The sequence below is a fragment of the Pseudarthrobacter sp. fls2-241-R2A-168 genome, assembly GCF_030209335.1.
In the GTDB taxonomy this organism is placed as follows: domain Bacteria; phylum Actinomycetota; class Actinomycetes; order Actinomycetales; family Micrococcaceae; genus Arthrobacter.
The window spans coordinates 317,500-334,823 of record NZ_JARVSG010000004.1; the positions used below are offsets into that span (position 1 = coordinate 317,500).

Here is a 17,324-nt window from a genome sequence, read left to right on the forward strand (position 1 = left end):
AAACGCCCGCTTGTACAGTGGGTCCATGCCTACGCCTGCCGTGCCCGCCCTTGAAGAACTCCTGGCAGGTGCACGCGTGGTGAGCCTGCCCATGCGCGTGAAGTTCCGCGGCATCATGGAACGCGAGTCGCTCCTGCTTCAGGGCCCGGCCGGCTGGGGCGAATTCTGCCCCTTTCCCGAATATGCCGACGCGGAGGCCTCCAACTGGCTGGCCGCCGCCATCGAGGCCGGCTGGCAAGGGTTTCCTGCTCCACTGCGGCCCATGATCCCGGTCAACGCCACCGTCCCCGCCGTTGCAGCGGAGCGTGTGCCCGAGATACTTGCGCGCTTTGGCCGGGTGGACGCGGTCAAGGTCAAGGTGGCCGAACAGGGCCAGACGCTCGACGACGATTCAGCCCGCCTCGCCGCCGTCCGCTCCGTCTTGCCGGACGCAGCCATCCGCGTGGATGCGAACGGCGGCTGGGACGTGCCTACTGCCATCAAGGCGCTCACCCGGCTGGCCGGCGTCGGACTCGAATACGCTGAGCAGCCCGTTCCCACCATCGACGGCCTGGCCGAGGTGCGGCGCGCTCTGCGGTCCGCGGGTACTCCAGTGCTGATCGCGGCGGATGAAAGCGTCCGCAAGGAATCCGATCCCCTGAAAGTGGCGCGGGCCGGTGCGGCGGACCTGATCGTGGTCAAGGTGGCGCCGCTTGGGGGAGTGCGGCGTGCCCTGGACATCGTGGCACAGGCCGCCCTGCCCGCCGTCGTCAGTTCTGCGCTGGACACGTCGGTGGGGATCCGGGCGGGCCTTGCGCTCGCGGCAGCGCTGCCTGAACTGCCCTACGCGTGCGGGCTGGGGACGGTGTCCCTGTTTGAATCGGACGTCACCACGGATCCGTTGGTGGCCGACGACGGCGCCATCCGCCTCCGCGACGTGGCCGCCGACGCCGGGCTGCTTGAGCAGTATGCGGCTTCCGCAGAACGTCGCGATTGGTGGCTCGCCCGGCTGGCCCGCGTCCACGCCCTCCTCACCCCGTAGCGACGCTCTCTCACTTAACGCGGGGTTTCCCGGGACGCTCTCTCACTTGAGGTGCCTTTCCTGCGGACGCTCCATCACGTTTCTGCAGGTCACCGGCGGTTCACCGGAACTTCACCTCACTGACTACTGAGCGTAGGAACTGGCTGGCAGGGTGGGCGGACCGCATCGATTTTTTGGAAGGCACCCATGTCTGAAACGACTGCCCGCAAGTTCAACCTGCTGCCCATGCTTGGCCACACCAAGGGAAAGCGGAGCCCCGTCACCTGCGCGCTCAAGTGTGACAACGCCTGCGCCGGCGACGTCTGCAACACCAGCTCCAACAGCTACTTCCGCGACATCGCTTCCGCCACCATGTCCCGCCGCGCCGCCCTGGGCTTCGGCGCCGCCGGTGCCCTCGCCGTCGTACTTGGAAGCGCTGTGACGTCCGCCGAACCCGCGAGTGCCGTAGGCCTTTCCAAGGCCGCCAAGGAAGGCTTCGGCAAGTCCAAGCTGCAGTTCACGGCCATCAAGCCGGTGGACAAGGCCGTTGACGCCTTCACCGTTCCCGAGGGATTCACCTGGCAGCCGATCATCCGCTGGGGCGACCCGCTGTTCGCCGACTCGCCGGACTTCGACCTGAACAACCAGACCGCGGCAGCACAGGCCCGCCAGTTCGGCTACAACAACGACTACACGGACATCGTGGAAATTCCGGACAGCAAGGGCCGCCGCGCCGTGCTGTTCACCAACCACGAATACACTAACGAGAACATCATGGTCCCGGCCGGATACGACGCTAAGGAAACCCGCGCGATCGGCCGCGCCGCCCACGGCCTGGCCGTCGTGGAGCTGGAGCGCAAGAACACCACCAAACCGTGGAGCTACGTCAAGGGCGCACCGCTGAACCGCCGCTACCTCTCCGACACCACCTATGAACTGACCGGCCCCGTTGCCGGTTCCGCACTCGTCAGGACCGTCGCGGACCCCTCCGGCCGCGCCATCAAGGGCACGTTCGGCAACTGCTCCGGCGGCACCACCCCCTGGGGCACCATCCTTTCCGGCGAGGAGAACTTCAACGGCTACTTCGTCGCCGCCGGCACCTCAGCCAGTGACAAGCGCTACGGCCTCACCGCCAAGCCCACCAACCGCAAGTGGGAGTTGGACGACCCCCGCTTCGATACCCGCAACGCCGGCTACGAGAACGAAACCAACCGGTTCGGCTGGATCGTGGAGGTTGACCCGTTCGACCCCACCTCCACCCCCAAGAAGCGCTCCGCCATGGGCCGCTTCAAGCACGAGGGCGCCAACGTGATCGTGGCCGAATCCGGGCACGTGGTGGCCTACATGGGCGATGACGAGAAGTTCGACTACCTCTACAAGTTCGTCTCCGCAGAGAAGTACCGTGAAGGCGACCGCCGGCACAACATGAACCTGCTGTCCGAGGGCGACCTCTACGTTGCCAAGTTCACCGGCAACTCACCCTCTGCCGAAATCACCGGCACCGGGGCGCTTCCTTCCGACGGCGCGTTCGACGGCACGGGCGAATGGCTGCCACTGGTGGTCGGCGGAAAGTCCGCCGTCCCGGGCATGTCCGTCGAGGAGGTCCTGGTGTACACCCGCCTGGCTGCGGACAAGGTTGGGCCCACCAAGATGGACCGCTGCGAGGATGTTCAGCCGAGCCTGCACACCGGAAAGGTCTACGTGGTCTGCACCAACAACTCGGATCGCGGCACCGGCACAAAGGAAGGCGCCACCGAGGTCAACCCGCGCACGCAGAACCGCGACGGGCACATCGTGGAAATCACCGAAAACGGCGACCAGACGTCCACGACGTTCAATTGGACCCTCCTGATGGTCTGCGGTGATCCGGCGCAGGGTGACGCCACCTACTTCTCCGGCTACCCGGTGGACCAGGTCTCGCCCATCTCCTGCCCGGACAACGTGGCCTTCGACTCCGTCGGCAACCTCTGGATCTCCACCGACGGCGCCCCCTCCGGCATCGGGTACAACGACGGTCTCTTCAAGGTCACCCTGGACGGCGCCGAGCGTGGCAAGGTGGAACAGTTCCTCTCCGTTCCTCGCGACGCCGAGACCTGCGGCCCGGTCATCCACGACGACGAGCGCACGGTGTTCGTCTCCGTGCAGCACCCGGGCGAGGAAGGCACCTTCGAGGCGCCGCACTCCTACTTCCCGGACTACGTCCCGGCGGGCACGACGCCGGCAGCCGGCCAGGTGCGTGCGCCCCGACCCGCCGTAGTCCAGGTGTTCCCCGGCTAGGTCCCTCCGCGGCGATTTGAGCTTGTCCGAATCGAACGCTCTCTCACTTAACGCGGGAAAATCCAGGACGCTCTCTCACTTACCGCAGGAATAACCGGAACGCTCTATCACTCTCTTCAGGAGAGTGATAGAGCGCTCCGGCTTAAGGCGCATCAAGTGATAGAGCGTTCCAATTTATGGCGCATCAAGTGATAGAGCGTTCCGGCTAAAGGCGCATCAAGTGATAGAGCGTTCCGGTTTAAGGCGCATCAAGTGATAGAGCGTCGGGGCGTTCGTGAAGGAGGTGCTGGGGCGTGGGGCGTATTGGTGCGAAAGGTGATAGGGCGTCGGGGGTGGCAGACTGGTTTGGTGACTTCGCTGAACGAACCTGCCCCCGACGCCTCGCCTGATTCATCCCGTGCTGCTGATTCCTTGACAGCCCTGGCAGCCGCGCGGATCGCCGTCGGGGTACTGCTCGACGGCGGCGTGCAGCACGTGGTGGTTTCGCCCGGTTCCCGGTCCGCCCCCATGGCCTACGCGCTTGCCGAGGCTTCCGCGCAGGGCCGGGTGGAACTGCTGGTCCGCATCGACGAACGTTCCGCCGGATTCACAGCCTTGGGCCTTGCCCTGTCCACCGGCTCGCCCGCGGCAGTCCTCACGACGTCCGGCACCGCCGTCGGAAACCTGATGCCGGCGGTGATGGAAGCCAACCACGCGGCGGTTCCGCTGGTTGTCCTCTCGGCGGACCGGCCGGACGAACTTCGCGGCACCGGTGCCAACCAGACCACTATCCAGCCTGATATTTTCGGTGAACAGGTTCGTTTCGCCGTCGACATCCCGGCCGGCTCCGATCCGGAGCGGGCCGTCCGGACGGGTCTCTCCGCCGCAACCGGGGCGTTCCCGGATCTCGCCCCCGGGCCGGTCCAGCTCAACCTTGCCTTCCGCGACCCCCTGGTTCCGGAGCCCGCCGACCAGCTGCCCGCGGCAACCGAACGGCCGCGCTACCGCATCGGCACCGAGCCGCTCATCATGAATCTTCCGCCCGCCGCCACGGACCTGCCCGAGCACCGGACGGTGGTTCTGGCCGGACACGACGCCGGTCCGGTGGCCGAGGCCTTCGCCCGCGCCCACGGCCTGCCGCTGCTGGCGGAACCGTCCTCGAATGCCCGGTTCGGGCCGAATGCCGTGGGCCCGTACCGGCTGCTGCTGGAGCACTTTGGCCCTGGCGCGGCGCAGCGCATCGAACGGGTGGTGCTGTTTGGCCGGCCCACGCTGTCCCGGCCGGTCGCTGCGCTCCTTGCCCGCGCCGACGTGCCGTCGGCTTTGTACCAGCCGGTTCCCGTGGCGTGGTACGAACCCGGCCGGCGCACCGAACTGCCCCTCGAAAGCCTCGCCGACCTCGCGGAATTCGCCGGCCGCGGCCCGGCGGACTGGCTGGACACCTGGCTGCTCGCCGGTTCCGCCGCCCAGCACGCGCTGGACCTCGTCCTGGCCGAGAACGCGCCCGCCACCGGCCCGTCAGTGGCGTCCCTCGTTTGGAAGCATGCCCGGGGCCAGCTGATGCTCGGCTCCTCCAACGGCATCCGGGACGCGGACCTGGCCGGACTGCCTGCCCCTGAACCGGCCGCCACCGTCTATGCCAACCGGGGCCTGGCGGGGATCGATGGCACCATCTCCACCGCCACCGGCATCGCACTGGGCAGCGGGCAGGAAACCACTGTCCTCCTGGGCGATGTCACGTTCCTGCACGATGCCGGGGGCTTGCTGGTGGGACCAGGGGAGGAGCAGCCGCAGCTTCGGATCGTGGTCCTGAACGACTCCGGCGGCGCCATCTTCGACCTGCTGGAACACGGCGCGGTGCGTGAGGCTGGAACGTACGGCGACGCCGTCGAGCGCCTCTTCGCCACCCCGCACTCCGTGGACCTTGCGGCACTTGCTGCGGCGTACGGCGTCGGCCATAGCGCGGTAAGTACGACGGCGGCACTCGCCGAAGCCCTTGACCAGCCTCTGGAGGGCCGCAGCCTTATCGAAGTCCGTACGGACCGCAGCAGCCTGCGTGCCCTGCATGCCCGGATCAAGGACGCCGTTGCCGCAGCCGTCGGGGGAGTCCTGGCGCGCTAGTTCCGGCACTTGTGCATGGCCGCACTGGGGAACTGCTAACCGGTGGGGGGCGTGAACTGGCTGGCGCTGAATTCCCCGCCTTGCGGGTCCCGGATCAATGCTTCCCGCGTCCAGCCGGTGTCGGCCTGCCCCAGGACCTGGGCGCCGAGCCGCTCGGCATCCGCCACGGTCTGGTCCCGGTCCGCGACGGTGAACGTAACGTGCCAGTGCGGTGGTTTGTCCGGGGCGCTGGCCACGATCCATGCGATCGCGTCCTCGAAGCCGGGTGGAGCGGAAATCCCCGCCTGCCGCGTCCGGATCCCAGGGTCGATTGTTGCCGCCAGATGGTCGCCGTACCCGGGGCTGCGCACCATCAGTCCATAGCCGATATCGTCCACCTGCCAGCCGAATGCCTGTCCATAGAAGGCTCTGGCTGCATCCGGATCTGGAGTATGGAGATCGCTGAAATTCCACGCGCCCGGCTGGTTTGCCACTTGTGCCCCTAACCGGCGGTTGGCTTCCCAGAGGCGGAACGCGGCGCCTTCTGCGTCGACCAGGGCCGCACTGCGGCCACCTTCTCCGGCGTCCGCCGGACCTGAGAGGAGGCTGGCACCCGCTGCGACGAGGCGCGGAACGGCAGCGTCGGCGTCGTCGACTGATATATAGGTGTTCCACGCAGTGGTTCCGTCCCCGCCGCTGCCTATGCCTGCGACGTCCTGGCCCCCGAGCTTTGCGATCAGGTACCGGCCCGGCGCGTCCGCCGGCATAACGTCCTCGAATGTCCAGCCAAAGAGTCCGGCGTAGAACCCGGCGGCGGCATCAACGTCGGGCTGCTCCGTGTCGATCCAACACGGGACGCCGTGCGGGTAGGTCCGTCCGGTCATATCGCTCCTGCACGTGATGGGCCTGCAACGCCGGCAGGCCCTTGAAGGGTCAGAGTTGCAGTGCCACCCATTCTCGACTCCTCGCGGGCGCGAAGTAAAGGCTTTCCGGGCGCGTATCGAAGTTCCCGGGACATGCAAATGCCCTGCCGCTGCCGGAGAATTCCGGTAGCGGCAGGGCATCGTCATGGCTAAAGCGGGTGCCCCTATTCCTCGATCTCGATGTGCGTCGGATCCAGGACGCGGCGCAGGAACTCCTTGGTGCGAGCCTGGGTGGGCGCGGAGATGACCTGCTCAGCCACGCCTTCTTCCACCACAACGCCGCCGTCCATAAACACCACACGGTCTGCCACTTCGCGGGCGAAGCCCATCTCGTGTGTCACCACCAGCATGGTCATGCCCTCCTTGGCGAGGTTGCGCATCACGGAGAGGACATCGCCCACGGTTTCGGGGTCCAGGGCGGACGTGGGCTCGTCAAAGAGCATCAGCTCCGGGTCCATGCTGAGCGCGCGGGCAATGGCCACCCGCTGCTGCTGGCCGCCGGAAAGCTGGTCGGGGAAGCGGTCCGCCAGGTGTCCCAGCCCCACGCGTTCAAGGTTGTGCATGGATACCTTGTCCGCCTCGGCCTGCGAACGCTTGAGGACCTTGACCTGGGCGATGGAACAGTTGCGCTTGGCATCCAGGTGCGGGAAAAGGTTGAACTGCTGGAACACCATGCCCACCTTGCGGCGCATCTTGTCGATGTCCACATCGGCGTCGGTGGCTTCAAAGCCGCCCACGTGGATGGCACCCTTGTTGGGCTGCTCCAGCAGGTTCACGCAGCGCAGGAGGGTCGACTTGCCCGAGCCGGAGGGGCCGATCAGGCACACCACTTCGCCCGGCTTCACGTCCAGGCTAATGCCCTTGAGCACTTCGTTGGTGCCGTAGGACTTGCGCAGGTCCTTGATGGACACACCTGCCGCATTGACGGTGCCGGGGTGGCCGGCGGAGGAATTTACGACGTCGTTCATGGCTTCCCTGCCTATCGCTTGGTCCGCGCGGAGCGGCTTTCGAACTTCCGGGCCAGGAGGCTCAGCGGGATGGTGATGATCAGGTAGAAGGCGCCGGCGACCAGGAGCGGCGTGAGACCGGCGCCCAGGCTGGAGATGCCGTCGCGGCCGAATTTGGTCAGCTCATACTGCGATGCGGTCAGGCCCAGCACGTAGATCAGCGAGGAGTCCTTGGTGAGCAGGATGACCTCGTTGGTCAGCGGGGGCAGGACGATCTTGAAGGCCTGCGGAATCACGATGGTCACCATGGCCCGCCACTGCGGCATGCCCAGGGAGCGGGCTGCTTCAAGCTGGCCCTTGGGCACAGCCTGCAGGCCGGCGCGGAGCGTTTCAGCGATGTAGGCGGAGGCCACGATGCCCAGCGAAACCATGACGATGATGGTGACGTTCCACTGAACGCCAAAGGCCAGGGGAACGCCGTAACCGAAGGCGATGAAGACCAGCAGTGCCGGGACACCGCGGAAGAACTCGATGTAGCCGGTGGCGATCCAGCGGTACAGCGGAAAGCTGGAAAGCTTCATCAGTGCCAGCAGGAGGCCGCCGGACAGGCCAACGATAAAGCCGAGCACCGTGTAAATCAGGGTGTTCACCAGGCCGGTGGTGAAGATGCCCGGGAACATCGGGCCGATCTTGCCGAAGTTGAAGACGCTGTTGCCGATGGTCTTCCAGTCCGTGGCCAGGATCAGGGCGGCGACGGCCACAATAAAGATTCCTGCCTGGACGTACAGGCTTACTCTGGCGCGTTGGCGTGCGGTCATTGCCATGGATGCTCACATTCGTAGTGCGTGGCTGAGGCCCCGGACGTACTGCTGTTCAGCGTGTCCGGGGCCCCGGCTGCGTTATTCTCAGGGCGGCGAAGGCCTCGGTGGAAGGCCGAAGCGCTGGCTATTTGGCGGTCTCGCCGAACCAGGTGGTTTCGAATTTCTTCAGGCTGCCGTCGTCTGTGAGGCGCTTGAGGGTGGCGTTGACCTTGTCCCCCATGGCGGTGTTGCCCTTCTTGTAGGCGATTCCGAGCTTCTCGCCGCTCGCGTAGTTCTCCACGCGCTTCCAGGCGGAGTTGTCCTTGATGGCGTAAGCGAGAACGGACTGGTTGCCCAGGGCGGCGTCGATGGTGCCGGCCTGGATGGCCTGGACCAGGAGGCCGGTGTCCTCGAACTGCTGGGCATCGATCCCCTTGTCCGCCGCGTACTTTGCGCCGGTGGTGGCCTGCTGGACGCCAACCTTCTTGCCCTTGGCGCTGTCAATGTCCTTGATGCCGGAGGCCGTGGTTGCCAGGAGGGTGAGGTCGTCATCCAGGTACGGGGTGGAGAAGTCCATGACGGCCTTGCGGGTGTCCGTGATGGAGATCGACGAGATGGACAGGTCGCACTGGGTCAGCGCGGTGCCGGTCTCGATGGCCTCGAACGAGCTGTCAACGATGCTCAGTTCGGCCTTGAGGTCCTTGGCAACTTCCTTGGCGATATCGACGTCGAAGCCCACCGTCTCGCCGTCCTTCTGGAATTCGAACGGCTCGTAGGGGACATCCGAGCAGACCGTGAGCTTGCCGGCGTTGATGAGCTGGACTCCGCCTTCGGACGCTGCCGGGGTTGAGCTTCCGCCGCCGCAGGCCGTGAGGGTGAGGGCGCCGACGGCGAAGAGTGCTGCTGCCTTGGCGGTCATTTTGGCCGTGGCCAGGGACTTGAGCTGCATGTTTCTTACCTTTTGTTGCAGGAGTATGCGGTACTAAATCGGTTCATAGTGTAGCGCCGAATAAGAGATGTGCATCACAGGAAACTTAGTTTCACTATTGGATAACTAAATTACCCCTGTTTTCAAGCCTAGGCGAAGCAGTGATGTCTCTGATACCGGACTCGCTGGCCTAGTTCTGGATTCCCAGGGATTCCAGCATGGGCCGGAACTTCGCCCAGGTCTCGGCGAGTTCGGCCTCGGGCTGGGACCCGTCAACTATTCCGCAGCCGGCATATAGCCGGACAGTGTCCGGACCCTCGATGACCGCGCCACGCAACGCGATGCCCCATTCACCGTTTCCTGCCGCGTCCAGCCAGCCGACCGGGCCAGCGTACGGCCCGCGGTCCAGGTGCTCCAGCTTGCGAATTAAGGCTCCGGCCACCTGTGTCGGTGTCCCGCAGACGGCCGCGGTGGGATGCAGCGCGTTGATCAGAGCCAGGCATGTGGGCACGTGGCCTTCCACCTCAGCCAGTTCGGCTTTTACGTCCGAGGCCAGGTGCCACACATTGGGCAGCTCCAGGATGAACGGCTCGTCATGGGCGTTCATGGCTTCGGAGAACGGCGCCAGCTGGCTGGTCAGCGACTGGATGGCGATCTCGTGTTCGTGCCGCTGCTTCTCCGAGCCCGCGAGCACGCGCGTGGCGTAGTCCAGGGGAAGTCCGTCCTCGCCGTGGGCGTCGCGGCGGTCCAGGGTTCCGGCGAGGACGCGCGCCTGGGCGGTCCGTCCTTCCACCTGGATCAGCATCTCCGGTGTCGCGCCCACCAGTCCGTCCACGCCGTACGTCCAGCATTCGCGGTACCGCCCGGCAAGCTCCCGCAGCACCTTCGCGGCGTTCACACCGGTAGGCACCGTGGCCACGATGTCGCGCGCGAGCACCAGCTTCTCCAGCGCCCCGGTCCGGATCTCGGCCACGCCAGCGGCGACGGCGGCCTTCCAGTCCTCCTCGCTCAGCGAGCCCGTGTGCAGCGTTGCCCCGGCGGCCAGGGGCAGGGGACGTACGACGGCGCCGCCCGCCGTGGCGGGCACCTTGCCGGGGGTGCCGTCCCCGCCTGAGTCCGCTGCCGCCGTCGTGGTTTCGGCAGTGGAGCCACTGCCGAGCCAGCGGTCCAGGGCCGTGAGGGCGCCCTCTGGGGTGAGCGGTCCGCCGTCGAACGTCAACTGGGTAAGCCAGGCCTGGCCGTCGCGGACGCCCACCACAATCTCCGGCACAATCAGCCGGGACTCGTGGGCCGAGGTCTTGGAAAAAGCGAAGGAGCCGAAGGCGACCGGACCTGTGCCGGGGAGCTGAACTGAGTCTGAAATGTCGGCTTCGAGGACCAGGTGGCGCCACCAGATATCCGCCTCAAGAAAGCGCTCCGGTCCAGCGGCGGTGAAGCGCGTGATCTCGCCGAACCCCACCAGTCCTGCCTCGCGCCGGGTCCAACAGAGGACGTCGTCCCGGACCAGAAACGACGGCAGCCCCCCGGCGAATTGTTGGCCATCGAGGGGGACTGTCAAGGTGCGGAACGTGCTCGTCATGATTGCACCACGGTACTCCTTTTTGTTGCCGGGACCGGTTACAAGGAAGCAGCCGGGCAACAGGCGTCGCTGAACCTTCCCCAGTAGCGCCGCAGGCCAGGCCCCGGTGCGGCGGAATAAGGCTTGGTCCGGACCCGCCTGAACATTTGAGACAATGTCATGGTGAACCGAGCATCCTTGGATAAGCGTCCGGACGAAGTAGCCACGATGTTTGACGACGTCGCACCGAAGTACGACGTCGTCAACGATGTTCTGTCCATGGGGCAGACCCGCCGCTGGCGCAAGGTTGTGGTGGAAGCCATGGAAGTGTCCAAGGGGCAGCGGGTCCTGGACCTGGCGGCCGGCACGGGGACGTCCAGCGAGCCATATGCTGACGCAGGCATAGATGTTGTGGCGTGCGACTTTTCCCTCGGAATGCTCAAGGTAGGCAAGCGCCGCCGCCCGGACATCGACTTCATCGCCGGTGACGCCACCAACCTGCCGTTCGCGGACAACACGTTCGACGCCTCCACCATCTCCTTCGGACTGCGCAACGTCAACGAGCCCAAAAAGGCGCTGCAGGAGATGCTGCGCGTGACCAAGCCCGGCGGCCGGCTGGTCATCGCCGAGTTCTCGCAGCCCGTGGTGCCGCTCTGGCGCACTATGTACACCGAGTACCTCATGCGCGCCCTGCCGGCCATCGCCGTAAAGGTTGCCTCCAACCCGGACGCCTACGTGTACCTCGCCGAATCCATCCGCGCCTGGCCGGACCAGGACCACCTCGCGGCCTGGCTGCAGGACGCCGGCTGGGACAACGTCACCTACCGCAACCTCACGGGCGGCATCGTGGCGGTCCACCGCGCCTTCAAGCCTGCCGATTCGTCACCGGACGGCGCCGCCGCCGCCATCGCCGCGCACAAGGGCCCGGTGGCCAAGCTGCGCCGCAACATCACGCGCTGATCTGTGAAGGTACTGATTGTCGGCGCGGGTCCGGCCGGATCCACTGCCGCGTACTACCTTGCCAAGGCCGGCCTCGAGGTCACGGTTCTGGAAAAGACGAGCTTTCCACGCGAGAAGGTTTGCGGTGACGGACTGACCCCCCGCGCCGTCCGTGAAATCCAGAAGCTCGGCCTCGCCCACCCGGAAAACGAGGGCTGGCGCCGCAATAAGGGGCTGCGCCTGATCGCGGGCGGCCGCACCATCGAAGTCCCATGGCCCGAGGTGTCCGACTTCCCGCAGTACGGCTTGATCCGCACACGCCTGGGCTTTGACGAGGAACTGGCGCGGCACGCCCAGGCTGCCGGCGCCACCATCCTGGAGCGGCACAGTGTCACCGACGCCATCCGCGATGAAAACGGCCGGGTCACCGGCGTCCGGGCCGCCCTCCTGGACGAGTCCGGACGCAAGACGGGGGCGACGCACGAGTTCAGTGCCGACGTCGTCCTCGCCGCCGACGGCAACTCCACCCGCACAGCCGTCTCCCTCGGCATCCAGAAACGCGACGACCGCCCCCTCGGCGTGGCCGTCCGCACCTACTTCACCAGCCCCCGCACTGACGACGACTGGATGGAAGGCTGGCTGGAGCTCCCCGGCCGCGACGGCAAGCTGCTGCCGGGCTACGGCTGGGTGTTCGGCGTGGGGGACGGAACTTCCAACGTGGGCCTGGGCATCCTGAACTCGTCCAAGGAATTCGGCAAGCTCGACTACAAGCAGGTCCTGCGCGAATGGACCGCCGGGATGCCCGCCGAATGGGGCTTCACCCCGGAGAACCAGGTGGGCGAGATCCGCGGCGCGGCACTGCCCATGGGTTTCAACCGCACCCCGCACTACTCACCCGGCCTGCTGCTCCTGGGCGACGCCGGCGGCATGGTCTCCCCGTTCAACGGCGAGGGCATCTCCTACGCCATGGAATCCGCCCGGTTCGCCGCGGAGTTCATCATCGACGCCTCCTCGCGCAGTTCCTCCTCGGCCGGAATGTACGACGCCGACGCACACCTCTCGCGGTACGCGGACTACGTGCGCGGGCAATGGGGGTCGCACTTCACCCTGGGCCGGGCGTTCGCCGCGCTGATCGGCAAGCCGGCGGTCATGAAGTTGGCGCTGCGGACCGGCATGCCCATCCCGGTGCTGATGCGGTTCGTGGTCCGGCTCCTGGCCAACCTCACGGACCCGTCCGCAAAGGGCTTCGAGGACCGGGTGATCCGGGTCCTGGAGTCGCTGGTTCCGGCCACATCGAACACATCCGCCACCCCGTCGGCTTCGAACCAGCGGTATCCGCAACAAAAAGTTAGGGTTAACCCGTGACCAACCCCGCAGACCACAGCTGGACGCACGCCGGACACGGCCTGCCGGACTCTGAACCCAGCCTGAACACCACCGCCATCGCCACCGGCCTGCAGTTGCCCGCGGGGTTCGCTGCCATCGCCGGGGATGCCGAGCTGGGACCGGCCATCACCAACAACCTGGCCCGGGTGGAGAAGAAGCTCCGCGAGGCCATCGCCAACTCCGATCCGCTGGCTGACGCAACGTCGCGCCACCTGGTGGAGGCCGGCGGCAAGCGAATCCGGCCGCTCCTGACGCTGCTCTGTGCACACCTCGGTGACGCCTCGCTTCCCGCTGTGGTGCAGGCCGCCGTCGTGGTTGAACTGACCCACCTCGCCACCCTCTACCACGACGATGTGATGGACTCGGCTCCGTTCCGCCGCGGCGCTCCGACGGCCCACGAGGTGTGGGGCAACTCGGTGGCTGTCCTCACCGGCGACCTCATCTTCGCGCGCGCTTCGATCCTGGTGTCCGAGCTCGGCTCCCGCGCCCTGGGCATCCAGGCCCGCACCTTCGAGCGGCTCTGCCTGGGCCAGCTTCACGAGACCGTGGGGCCGCGTCCGGACGAGGACCCGGTGGAGCACTACCTCTCGGTCATCGCAGACAAGACCGGTTCCCTGGTTGCTGCTTCCGGGCAGCTCGGTGCCATCTTCGCCGAGGCAGATCCCGCCTACGAATCCGTGCTGGTGGAATACGGCGAGAAGGTGGGCGTGGCCTTCCAGCTTGCCGACGACGTGATCGACGTGACCGGTATTAAGGTCAGGTCCGGCAAGTCCCCGGGTACGGACCTTCGCGAAGGCGTGCCCACCCTGCCGGTGCTGCTCCTCCGGAAGGCGGCAGCGGATGGCGACCAATCCGCCGTCGAACTCCTGAAACTGATTGACGGCGACCTCACCTCCGACGAAGCCCTCGCCGAGGCGGTGGCGGGTCTGCGCGAGCACCCGGTCACGGCCGAGTCCTGGGTCGTGGCGCGGCAGTGGGCCAATGAGGCCATTGCGGCCCTGGCTCCGCTGCCCGACGGTGTGGTCAAGGAATCGCTGTCCAACTTCGCTGTGGCTGTGGTGGACCGCGCCAGCTAGTTCCTGCTTCTGTGGAAGCCCGGCTCCGTGGACGGCGCCGGGCTTCTTCTTTGCTGCTGTGACTCTGGTGAGTGGCCCTGGTTAAGCGGGATAGCCCCGGTCCGCAGCAACAATACGAGTCATATGTTGCCGTGAACCGAGGCTATCTCTCCGTTCGCATCAGACCCGCCGGAGGCGTTTAGCGGATCCGTGAACAGTCTATGACAGATTTGTCATAAGACGCAAGCCCCTTGTTACTGCCTGTGTCAAAGAATTTTCAGCGTCGGCTTTCCCGCCGTGTTGGGGTGCATTGACGCTCGCTCCCTGCTGTCAGGGCTGAAGTCGCGGCGAGTCCGTGTCGAAGTGCCCTCCGACGGCGAGTTGTCCACATGGCCCTGCCTGGAACTGTCGCCTGCCGCGGGGTTCGAGCGAATTTGATTCCATGGATATTGAAGCCTTTCTCCGCCATCGCGGAGGCGTTGCCCGAACTGCTGCACTCCACAGTGCCGGATTCGCGAGAACGCGTGTGGACCAGGCCCTCGCAGCAGGCCAGGTCGTCCGGGTCCGGCGAGGTGTCTATGGCCTGCCAACGGAAGGCGGCGTTCTCGGTTTGGCCCTGCAGCACAATGCGCTCGTGACCTGCCTGTCCGCTGCCCCTGCCTATCAGCTGTGGACCTTGGAGAAGGCCGGAATGGTCCACTTGAGCCCTGGACACAAGAAGACAGTGCCGGGCACCCTGACCCACGGCCGGATCCTTCATCCTGTCCACCCCTGGCTGCCGGTGGCGGGCCTGGCGGACGTCCTCATCCATGCTCTGCATTGCCTTCCCGTCCTGGAAGCCTTGGTCATGGTTCAATGTGCGGCGCAGCGCGGAGATGTGGCAGTGGATTTCCTGCGGCGCAAACTTCCCGGGAATCGGAACGCACGTTCCCGTTAAGTCCTGGATTACGTGATTCCCCGGGCCGATTCGGTTCTTGAGGTATTGGCCAACTACCACTTCCGGAGGGCCGGCCTGTATGTTCGCCGGCACGTGGAGCTCCAGGGCGTGGGCGAGGTGGACTTCCTGATTGAGGATTGCCTGGTGGTGGAAACCGACGGGGCCACCCACCTGGAGGCAAAACAGGTCAAAAAGGACCGCGTACGTAACAACGCCACGGTGGTTGGCGGACGTCTCTGCCTTAGATTCGGCTACGCGGACGTAGTCCACTATCCCGAGCGAATGGTGGCCCAGGTGTTGGCCGTGCTGGAGCTTAGCCGGCAGGGAGCCTTCGGCGGACGGTGACCGCCGCCGTCGTGGGGCTCTTTGGGCCGAACAACACTTGAACTGGCCTCAAGGCCCAGCGTGTCCGTGTCAAAGTGCCCCAGGACCGCCAAAAAGCAGCGGAACCTAGTCTTCGTCCTCGAAGGCCCACTCGAACATGTCGAACACGAACTCCGAGAACGTGCCCTCTTCAGACTTCCACTGACCCCGGGCGTTGTTGCGCCGGTACACGATGGGGTCCGGGACGCCGAGGTCGCCTACCCGGAAGCCCCAGGTGTATTCCTCTTCCTCATCCTCGAGGAACATCAGGAAGCCCTCGTCATCAACTTCGAGCTCGTCCGGATCCCAGAAGTAGTGGTACGCCTCCATCAGGTCTTCGCAGCCGCCAATGGCCAGGTAGAACTCGCGCAGGACCAGGGGGATCTGGAATTGGTGGTCGGCGAGGGCCTTCTCCAGCTCCTCGGGGGACAGCCCGTCCTCTTCCTGCCATTCATCCTCGAGATACTTCGGAACAAGCGCGCGGAACTTCTCGAGGAACATGTCAGTCATGCTCATATCCTAGCTAATCGCGGCCCTGTGATTCGCCGCTGCCTGCCCCTGCCCGGTGCCACCCGCGAACGGCGAGCGGGGCCTGCCAGGACCGCCGCCAGGCCAGGACCCGGAACGTGAACACCAGGGCCGCGATCACGGCTGCAGTCAAAACATTGAACACGCCCAGGACCCAGAGGACAGCCGTCATGGCAGCTCCCAGGAAGGCTGGCAGCGCGTAGATGTCCTTGGGATTAAAAAGCTCCGGAACCTCGTTGGCAACCACGTCCCGCAGCAGGCCCCCGCCCACCGCCGACGTCACTCCCAGGAGCACCGATGCCACCGGATTCAGGCCGGTGGCCAGCGCCTTGAGGGTGCCCGTCATACAGAACAAAGCGAGCCCGCCGGCGTCGAACAGGGTGAGCAGTGACGTGTAGCGCTGGACGCTGGAGAACAGGAAATACACCAGGACCGTGGCCAGCAGCGGCGGCACCAGGTAGGCGGGGTTGGTGAAGGCTGCCGGGACCACGCCCAGGATGATATCGCGGATCACGCCGCCGCCAAGGCCCACCAGGGAAGCCAGCAACAGGGACCCCACAATATCGATCTGCTTGCGCGCCGCGAGCAGCGAACCCGAGACGGCAAAGAAGAAGACGCCCAGCAGATCCAGCCACACGGGCGCGTTGTCAAAGGCGAATGTCATGGAGCGTCCCGGCGGTTACAAAGAGGGCGGACAGGGCGGCTCCAACGTTACGCTAGCCCCTATGAACAGCCCCATCATGATCGCCTGTGCCCATGGGACATCCAACACACAAGGCGCCGCCGAGGTCAACGCCCTGCGCGATGCCATCGCAGCGCTCCGCCCGGGCCTCGACGTCCGGGAAGCCTATGTGGATGTCCAGCAGCCGGACCTGGTGGACGTGGTGGCGGGGCTGCCGGCGGGGGAGTCCGCCGTCGTGGTTCCGCTGTTGCTCAGCGTGGGCTACCACGTGAAAGTGGACATCGCCCGGGCCGTGAAGAGCCGGCCGGGCAGTGCGGCGGCCGCTCCGCTGGGCCCGGATCGGCGCCTCGCCGCCCTCCTGGACCAGCGGCTGCGTGAAGCGGGCGTTACGGACAATTACGTGATTGTGCTCGCTGCCGCCGGTTCGTCCAACCCCAAGGCTGCCGTGAGCGTGGAGGAACTGCTGGGCCAGCTTCGGGAGCTGCGGTCCAACCGGATGGTGGCCGCCTATGGTGCCTCCGCCAAGCCGTCCGTGCCCGACGCCGTCGCAATGCTTCGCGAGGAACTGGAGGGAGGTGCCGGCGCGGGGGAGTCCGCAGGGGCTGTCGACGTCGGCGGGCGCGTGGTGATTGCGTCCTACCTCCTGGCGCCGGGCTACTTCCATGACCAGCTCGCCAAGGCGGGGGCCGACGTCGTCACCGAACCCCTGCTGCCGTCACCCGTGCTGGCGGAGATCGCGCTGGAACGGTACGACGCCGCCGTCGCGAAGGCCCGGGAAGCTGCCGCGGCGGCACCCTCCGAAGTGCCTTCCACAGCGCCAGCCAATGCCCCTGAATCAGCACCTTCAGATGCACAGGAGGGTGGCTTCTTCAAGGCCGTCCGGCGTTTCGTGACGAAATATTTCCCTAGGTGACTCAACGTT

The 17,324-nt window shown here is 66.1% G+C and carries 14 protein-coding genes and 1 pseudogene; 8 read left to right on the plus strand and 7 right to left on the minus strand.

The window, feature by feature from the left end; all coding sequences use genetic code 11:
* The first annotated feature begins 25 nt into the window (after positions 1-25).
* The 3 genes from QRN11_RS03405 (at position 26) to menD (ending at position 5,377) form a co-directional block, all read left to right on the plus strand.
* Entirely contained in the window at positions 26-1,021 is a 996-nt protein-coding gene (locus QRN11_RS03405; RefSeq protein WP_285249888.1) for an o-succinylbenzoate synthase, read from the plus strand.
* A 186-nt stretch (positions 1,022-1,207) separates the two neighbouring features.
* On the plus strand, positions 1,208-3,277 hold the full coding sequence (locus QRN11_RS03410) for a PhoX family protein (protein ID WP_285249889.1): 2,070 nt from the start codon (positions 1,208-1,210) through the stop codon (positions 3,275-3,277).
* A gap of 348 nt (positions 3,278-3,625) precedes the next feature.
* Positions 3,626-5,377 (plus strand): 2-succinyl-5-enolpyruvyl-6-hydroxy-3-cyclohexene-1-carboxylic-acid synthase, encoded by a 1,752-nt coding sequence (gene menD / locus QRN11_RS03415; protein WP_502935004.1) that lies wholly within the window; start codon positions 3,626-3,628, stop codon positions 5,375-5,377.
* Between the two features lie 35 nt (positions 5,378-5,412).
* On the opposite strand, the gene QRN11_RS03420 is transcribed toward menD, so the two are convergent.
* From QRN11_RS03420 to QRN11_RS03440, 5 genes are all read right to left on the minus strand, one after another.
* Positions 5,413-6,240, minus strand: a complete 828-nt coding sequence (locus tag QRN11_RS03420; protein ID WP_285249890.1) for a VOC family protein — start codon at positions 6,238-6,240, stop codon at positions 5,413-5,415.
* 203 nt (positions 6,241-6,443) lie between these two features.
* Positions 6,444-7,247, minus strand: a complete 804-nt coding sequence (locus QRN11_RS03425) for an amino acid ABC transporter ATP-binding protein (RefSeq protein ID WP_091416275.1) — start codon at positions 7,245-7,247, stop codon at positions 6,444-6,446.
* An 11-nt stretch (positions 7,248-7,258) separates the two neighbouring features.
* Positions 7,259-8,050 carry an amino acid ABC transporter permease gene (locus tag QRN11_RS03430; protein WP_091416272.1) on the minus strand — a complete coding sequence of 264 codons (792 nt, stop codon included), beginning with the start codon at positions 8,048-8,050 and terminating at the stop codon, positions 7,259-7,261.
* 121 nt (positions 8,051-8,171) lie between these two features.
* Positions 8,172-8,975 (minus strand): ABC transporter substrate-binding protein, encoded by an 804-nt coding sequence (locus QRN11_RS03435; RefSeq protein WP_285249891.1) that lies wholly within the window; start codon positions 8,973-8,975, stop codon positions 8,172-8,174.
* A gap of 169 nt (positions 8,976-9,144) precedes the next feature.
* A complete protein-coding gene (locus QRN11_RS03440; RefSeq protein ID WP_285249892.1) occupies positions 9,145-10,533 on the minus strand; it encodes an isochorismate synthase in 1,389 nt (462 codons plus the stop codon).
* A gap of 162 nt (positions 10,534-10,695) precedes the next feature.
* On the opposite strand from QRN11_RS03440, the gene QRN11_RS03445 reads away from it, so the two are divergent.
* From QRN11_RS03445 to QRN11_RS22615, 4 genes and pseudogenes are all read left to right on the plus strand, one after another.
* The gene (locus QRN11_RS03445; RefSeq protein WP_285249994.1) at positions 10,696-11,472 is read left to right on the plus strand and encodes a demethylmenaquinone methyltransferase; all 777 of its coding nucleotides are present in this window, start codon (positions 10,696-10,698) and stop codon (positions 11,470-11,472) included.
* 3 nt (positions 11,473-11,475) lie between these two features.
* Positions 11,476-12,816, plus strand: coding sequence for a geranylgeranyl reductase family protein (locus tag QRN11_RS03450; protein ID WP_285249893.1), 1,341 nt, complete (start codon positions 11,476-11,478; stop codon positions 12,814-12,816).
* Positions 12,813-13,913, plus strand: a complete 1,101-nt coding sequence (locus QRN11_RS03455; RefSeq protein WP_285249894.1) for a polyprenyl synthetase family protein — start codon at positions 12,813-12,815, stop codon at positions 13,911-13,913. The genes QRN11_RS03450 and QRN11_RS03455 overlap by 4 nt, the downstream gene beginning before the upstream one ends.
* A 421-nt stretch (positions 13,914-14,334) precedes the next feature.
* Positions 14,335-15,174, plus strand: a pseudogene (locus tag QRN11_RS22615) (type IV toxin-antitoxin system AbiEi family antitoxin domain-containing protein).
* Between the two features lie 105 nt (positions 15,175-15,279).
* Here the strand turns inward: QRN11_RS22615 and QRN11_RS03470 are convergent.
* A complete protein-coding gene (locus QRN11_RS03470; protein WP_285249897.1) occupies positions 15,280-15,702 on the minus strand; it encodes a hypothetical protein in 423 nt (140 codons plus the stop codon).
* A 13-nt stretch (positions 15,703-15,715) separates the two neighbouring features.
* On the minus strand, positions 15,716-16,384 hold the full coding sequence (locus tag QRN11_RS03475; protein ID WP_285249898.1) for a trimeric intracellular cation channel family protein: 669 nt from the start codon (positions 16,382-16,384) through the stop codon (positions 15,716-15,718).
* 61 nt (positions 16,385-16,445) lie between these two features.
* Here QRN11_RS03475 and QRN11_RS03480 point away from each other — a divergent pair, with 61 nt between their 5' ends.
* On the plus strand, positions 16,446-17,315 hold the full coding sequence (locus tag QRN11_RS03480; RefSeq protein ID WP_285249899.1) for a sirohydrochlorin chelatase: 870 nt from the start codon (positions 16,446-16,448) through the stop codon (positions 17,313-17,315).
* The last annotated feature ends 9 nt before the right edge of the window (positions 17,316-17,324 follow it).

Excerpts from the sequence above, each read along its gene's own strand:
- QRN11_RS03480 (WP_285249899.1), top strand. The coding sequence starts at position 16,446 with ATGAACAGCCCCATCATGATCGCCTGTGCCCATGGGACATCCAACACA.
- QRN11_RS03405 (WP_285249888.1), top strand. The coding sequence starts at position 26 with ATGCCTACGCCTGCCGTGCCCGCCCTTGAAGAACTCCTGGCAGGTGCA.
- QRN11_RS03440 (WP_285249892.1), bottom strand. The coding sequence starts at position 10,533 with ATGACGAGCACGTTCCGCACCTTGACAGTCCCCCTCGATGGCCAACAA.
- QRN11_RS03430 (WP_091416272.1), bottom strand. The coding sequence starts at position 8,050 with ATGGCAATGACCGCACGCCAACGCGCCAGAGTAAGCCTGTACGTCCAG.
- QRN11_RS03470 (WP_285249897.1), bottom strand. The coding sequence starts at position 15,702 with ATGACTGACATGTTCCTCGAGAAGTTCCGCGCGCTTGTTCCGAAGTAT.
- QRN11_RS03420 (WP_285249890.1), bottom strand. The coding sequence starts at position 6,240 with ATGACCGGACGGACCTACCCGCACGGCGTCCCGTGTTGGATCGACACG.
- QRN11_RS03425 (WP_091416275.1), bottom strand. The coding sequence starts at position 7,247 with ATGAACGACGTCGTAAATTCCTCCGCCGGCCACCCCGGCACCGTCAAT.
- QRN11_RS03410 (WP_285249889.1), top strand. The coding sequence starts at position 1,208 with ATGTCTGAAACGACTGCCCGCAAGTTCAACCTGCTGCCCATGCTTGGC.
- QRN11_RS03475 (WP_285249898.1), bottom strand. The coding sequence starts at position 16,384 with ATGACATTCGCCTTTGACAACGCGCCCGTGTGGCTGGATCTGCTGGGC.
- QRN11_RS03435 (WP_285249891.1), bottom strand. The coding sequence starts at position 8,975 with ATGCAGCTCAAGTCCCTGGCCACGGCCAAAATGACCGCCAAGGCAGCA.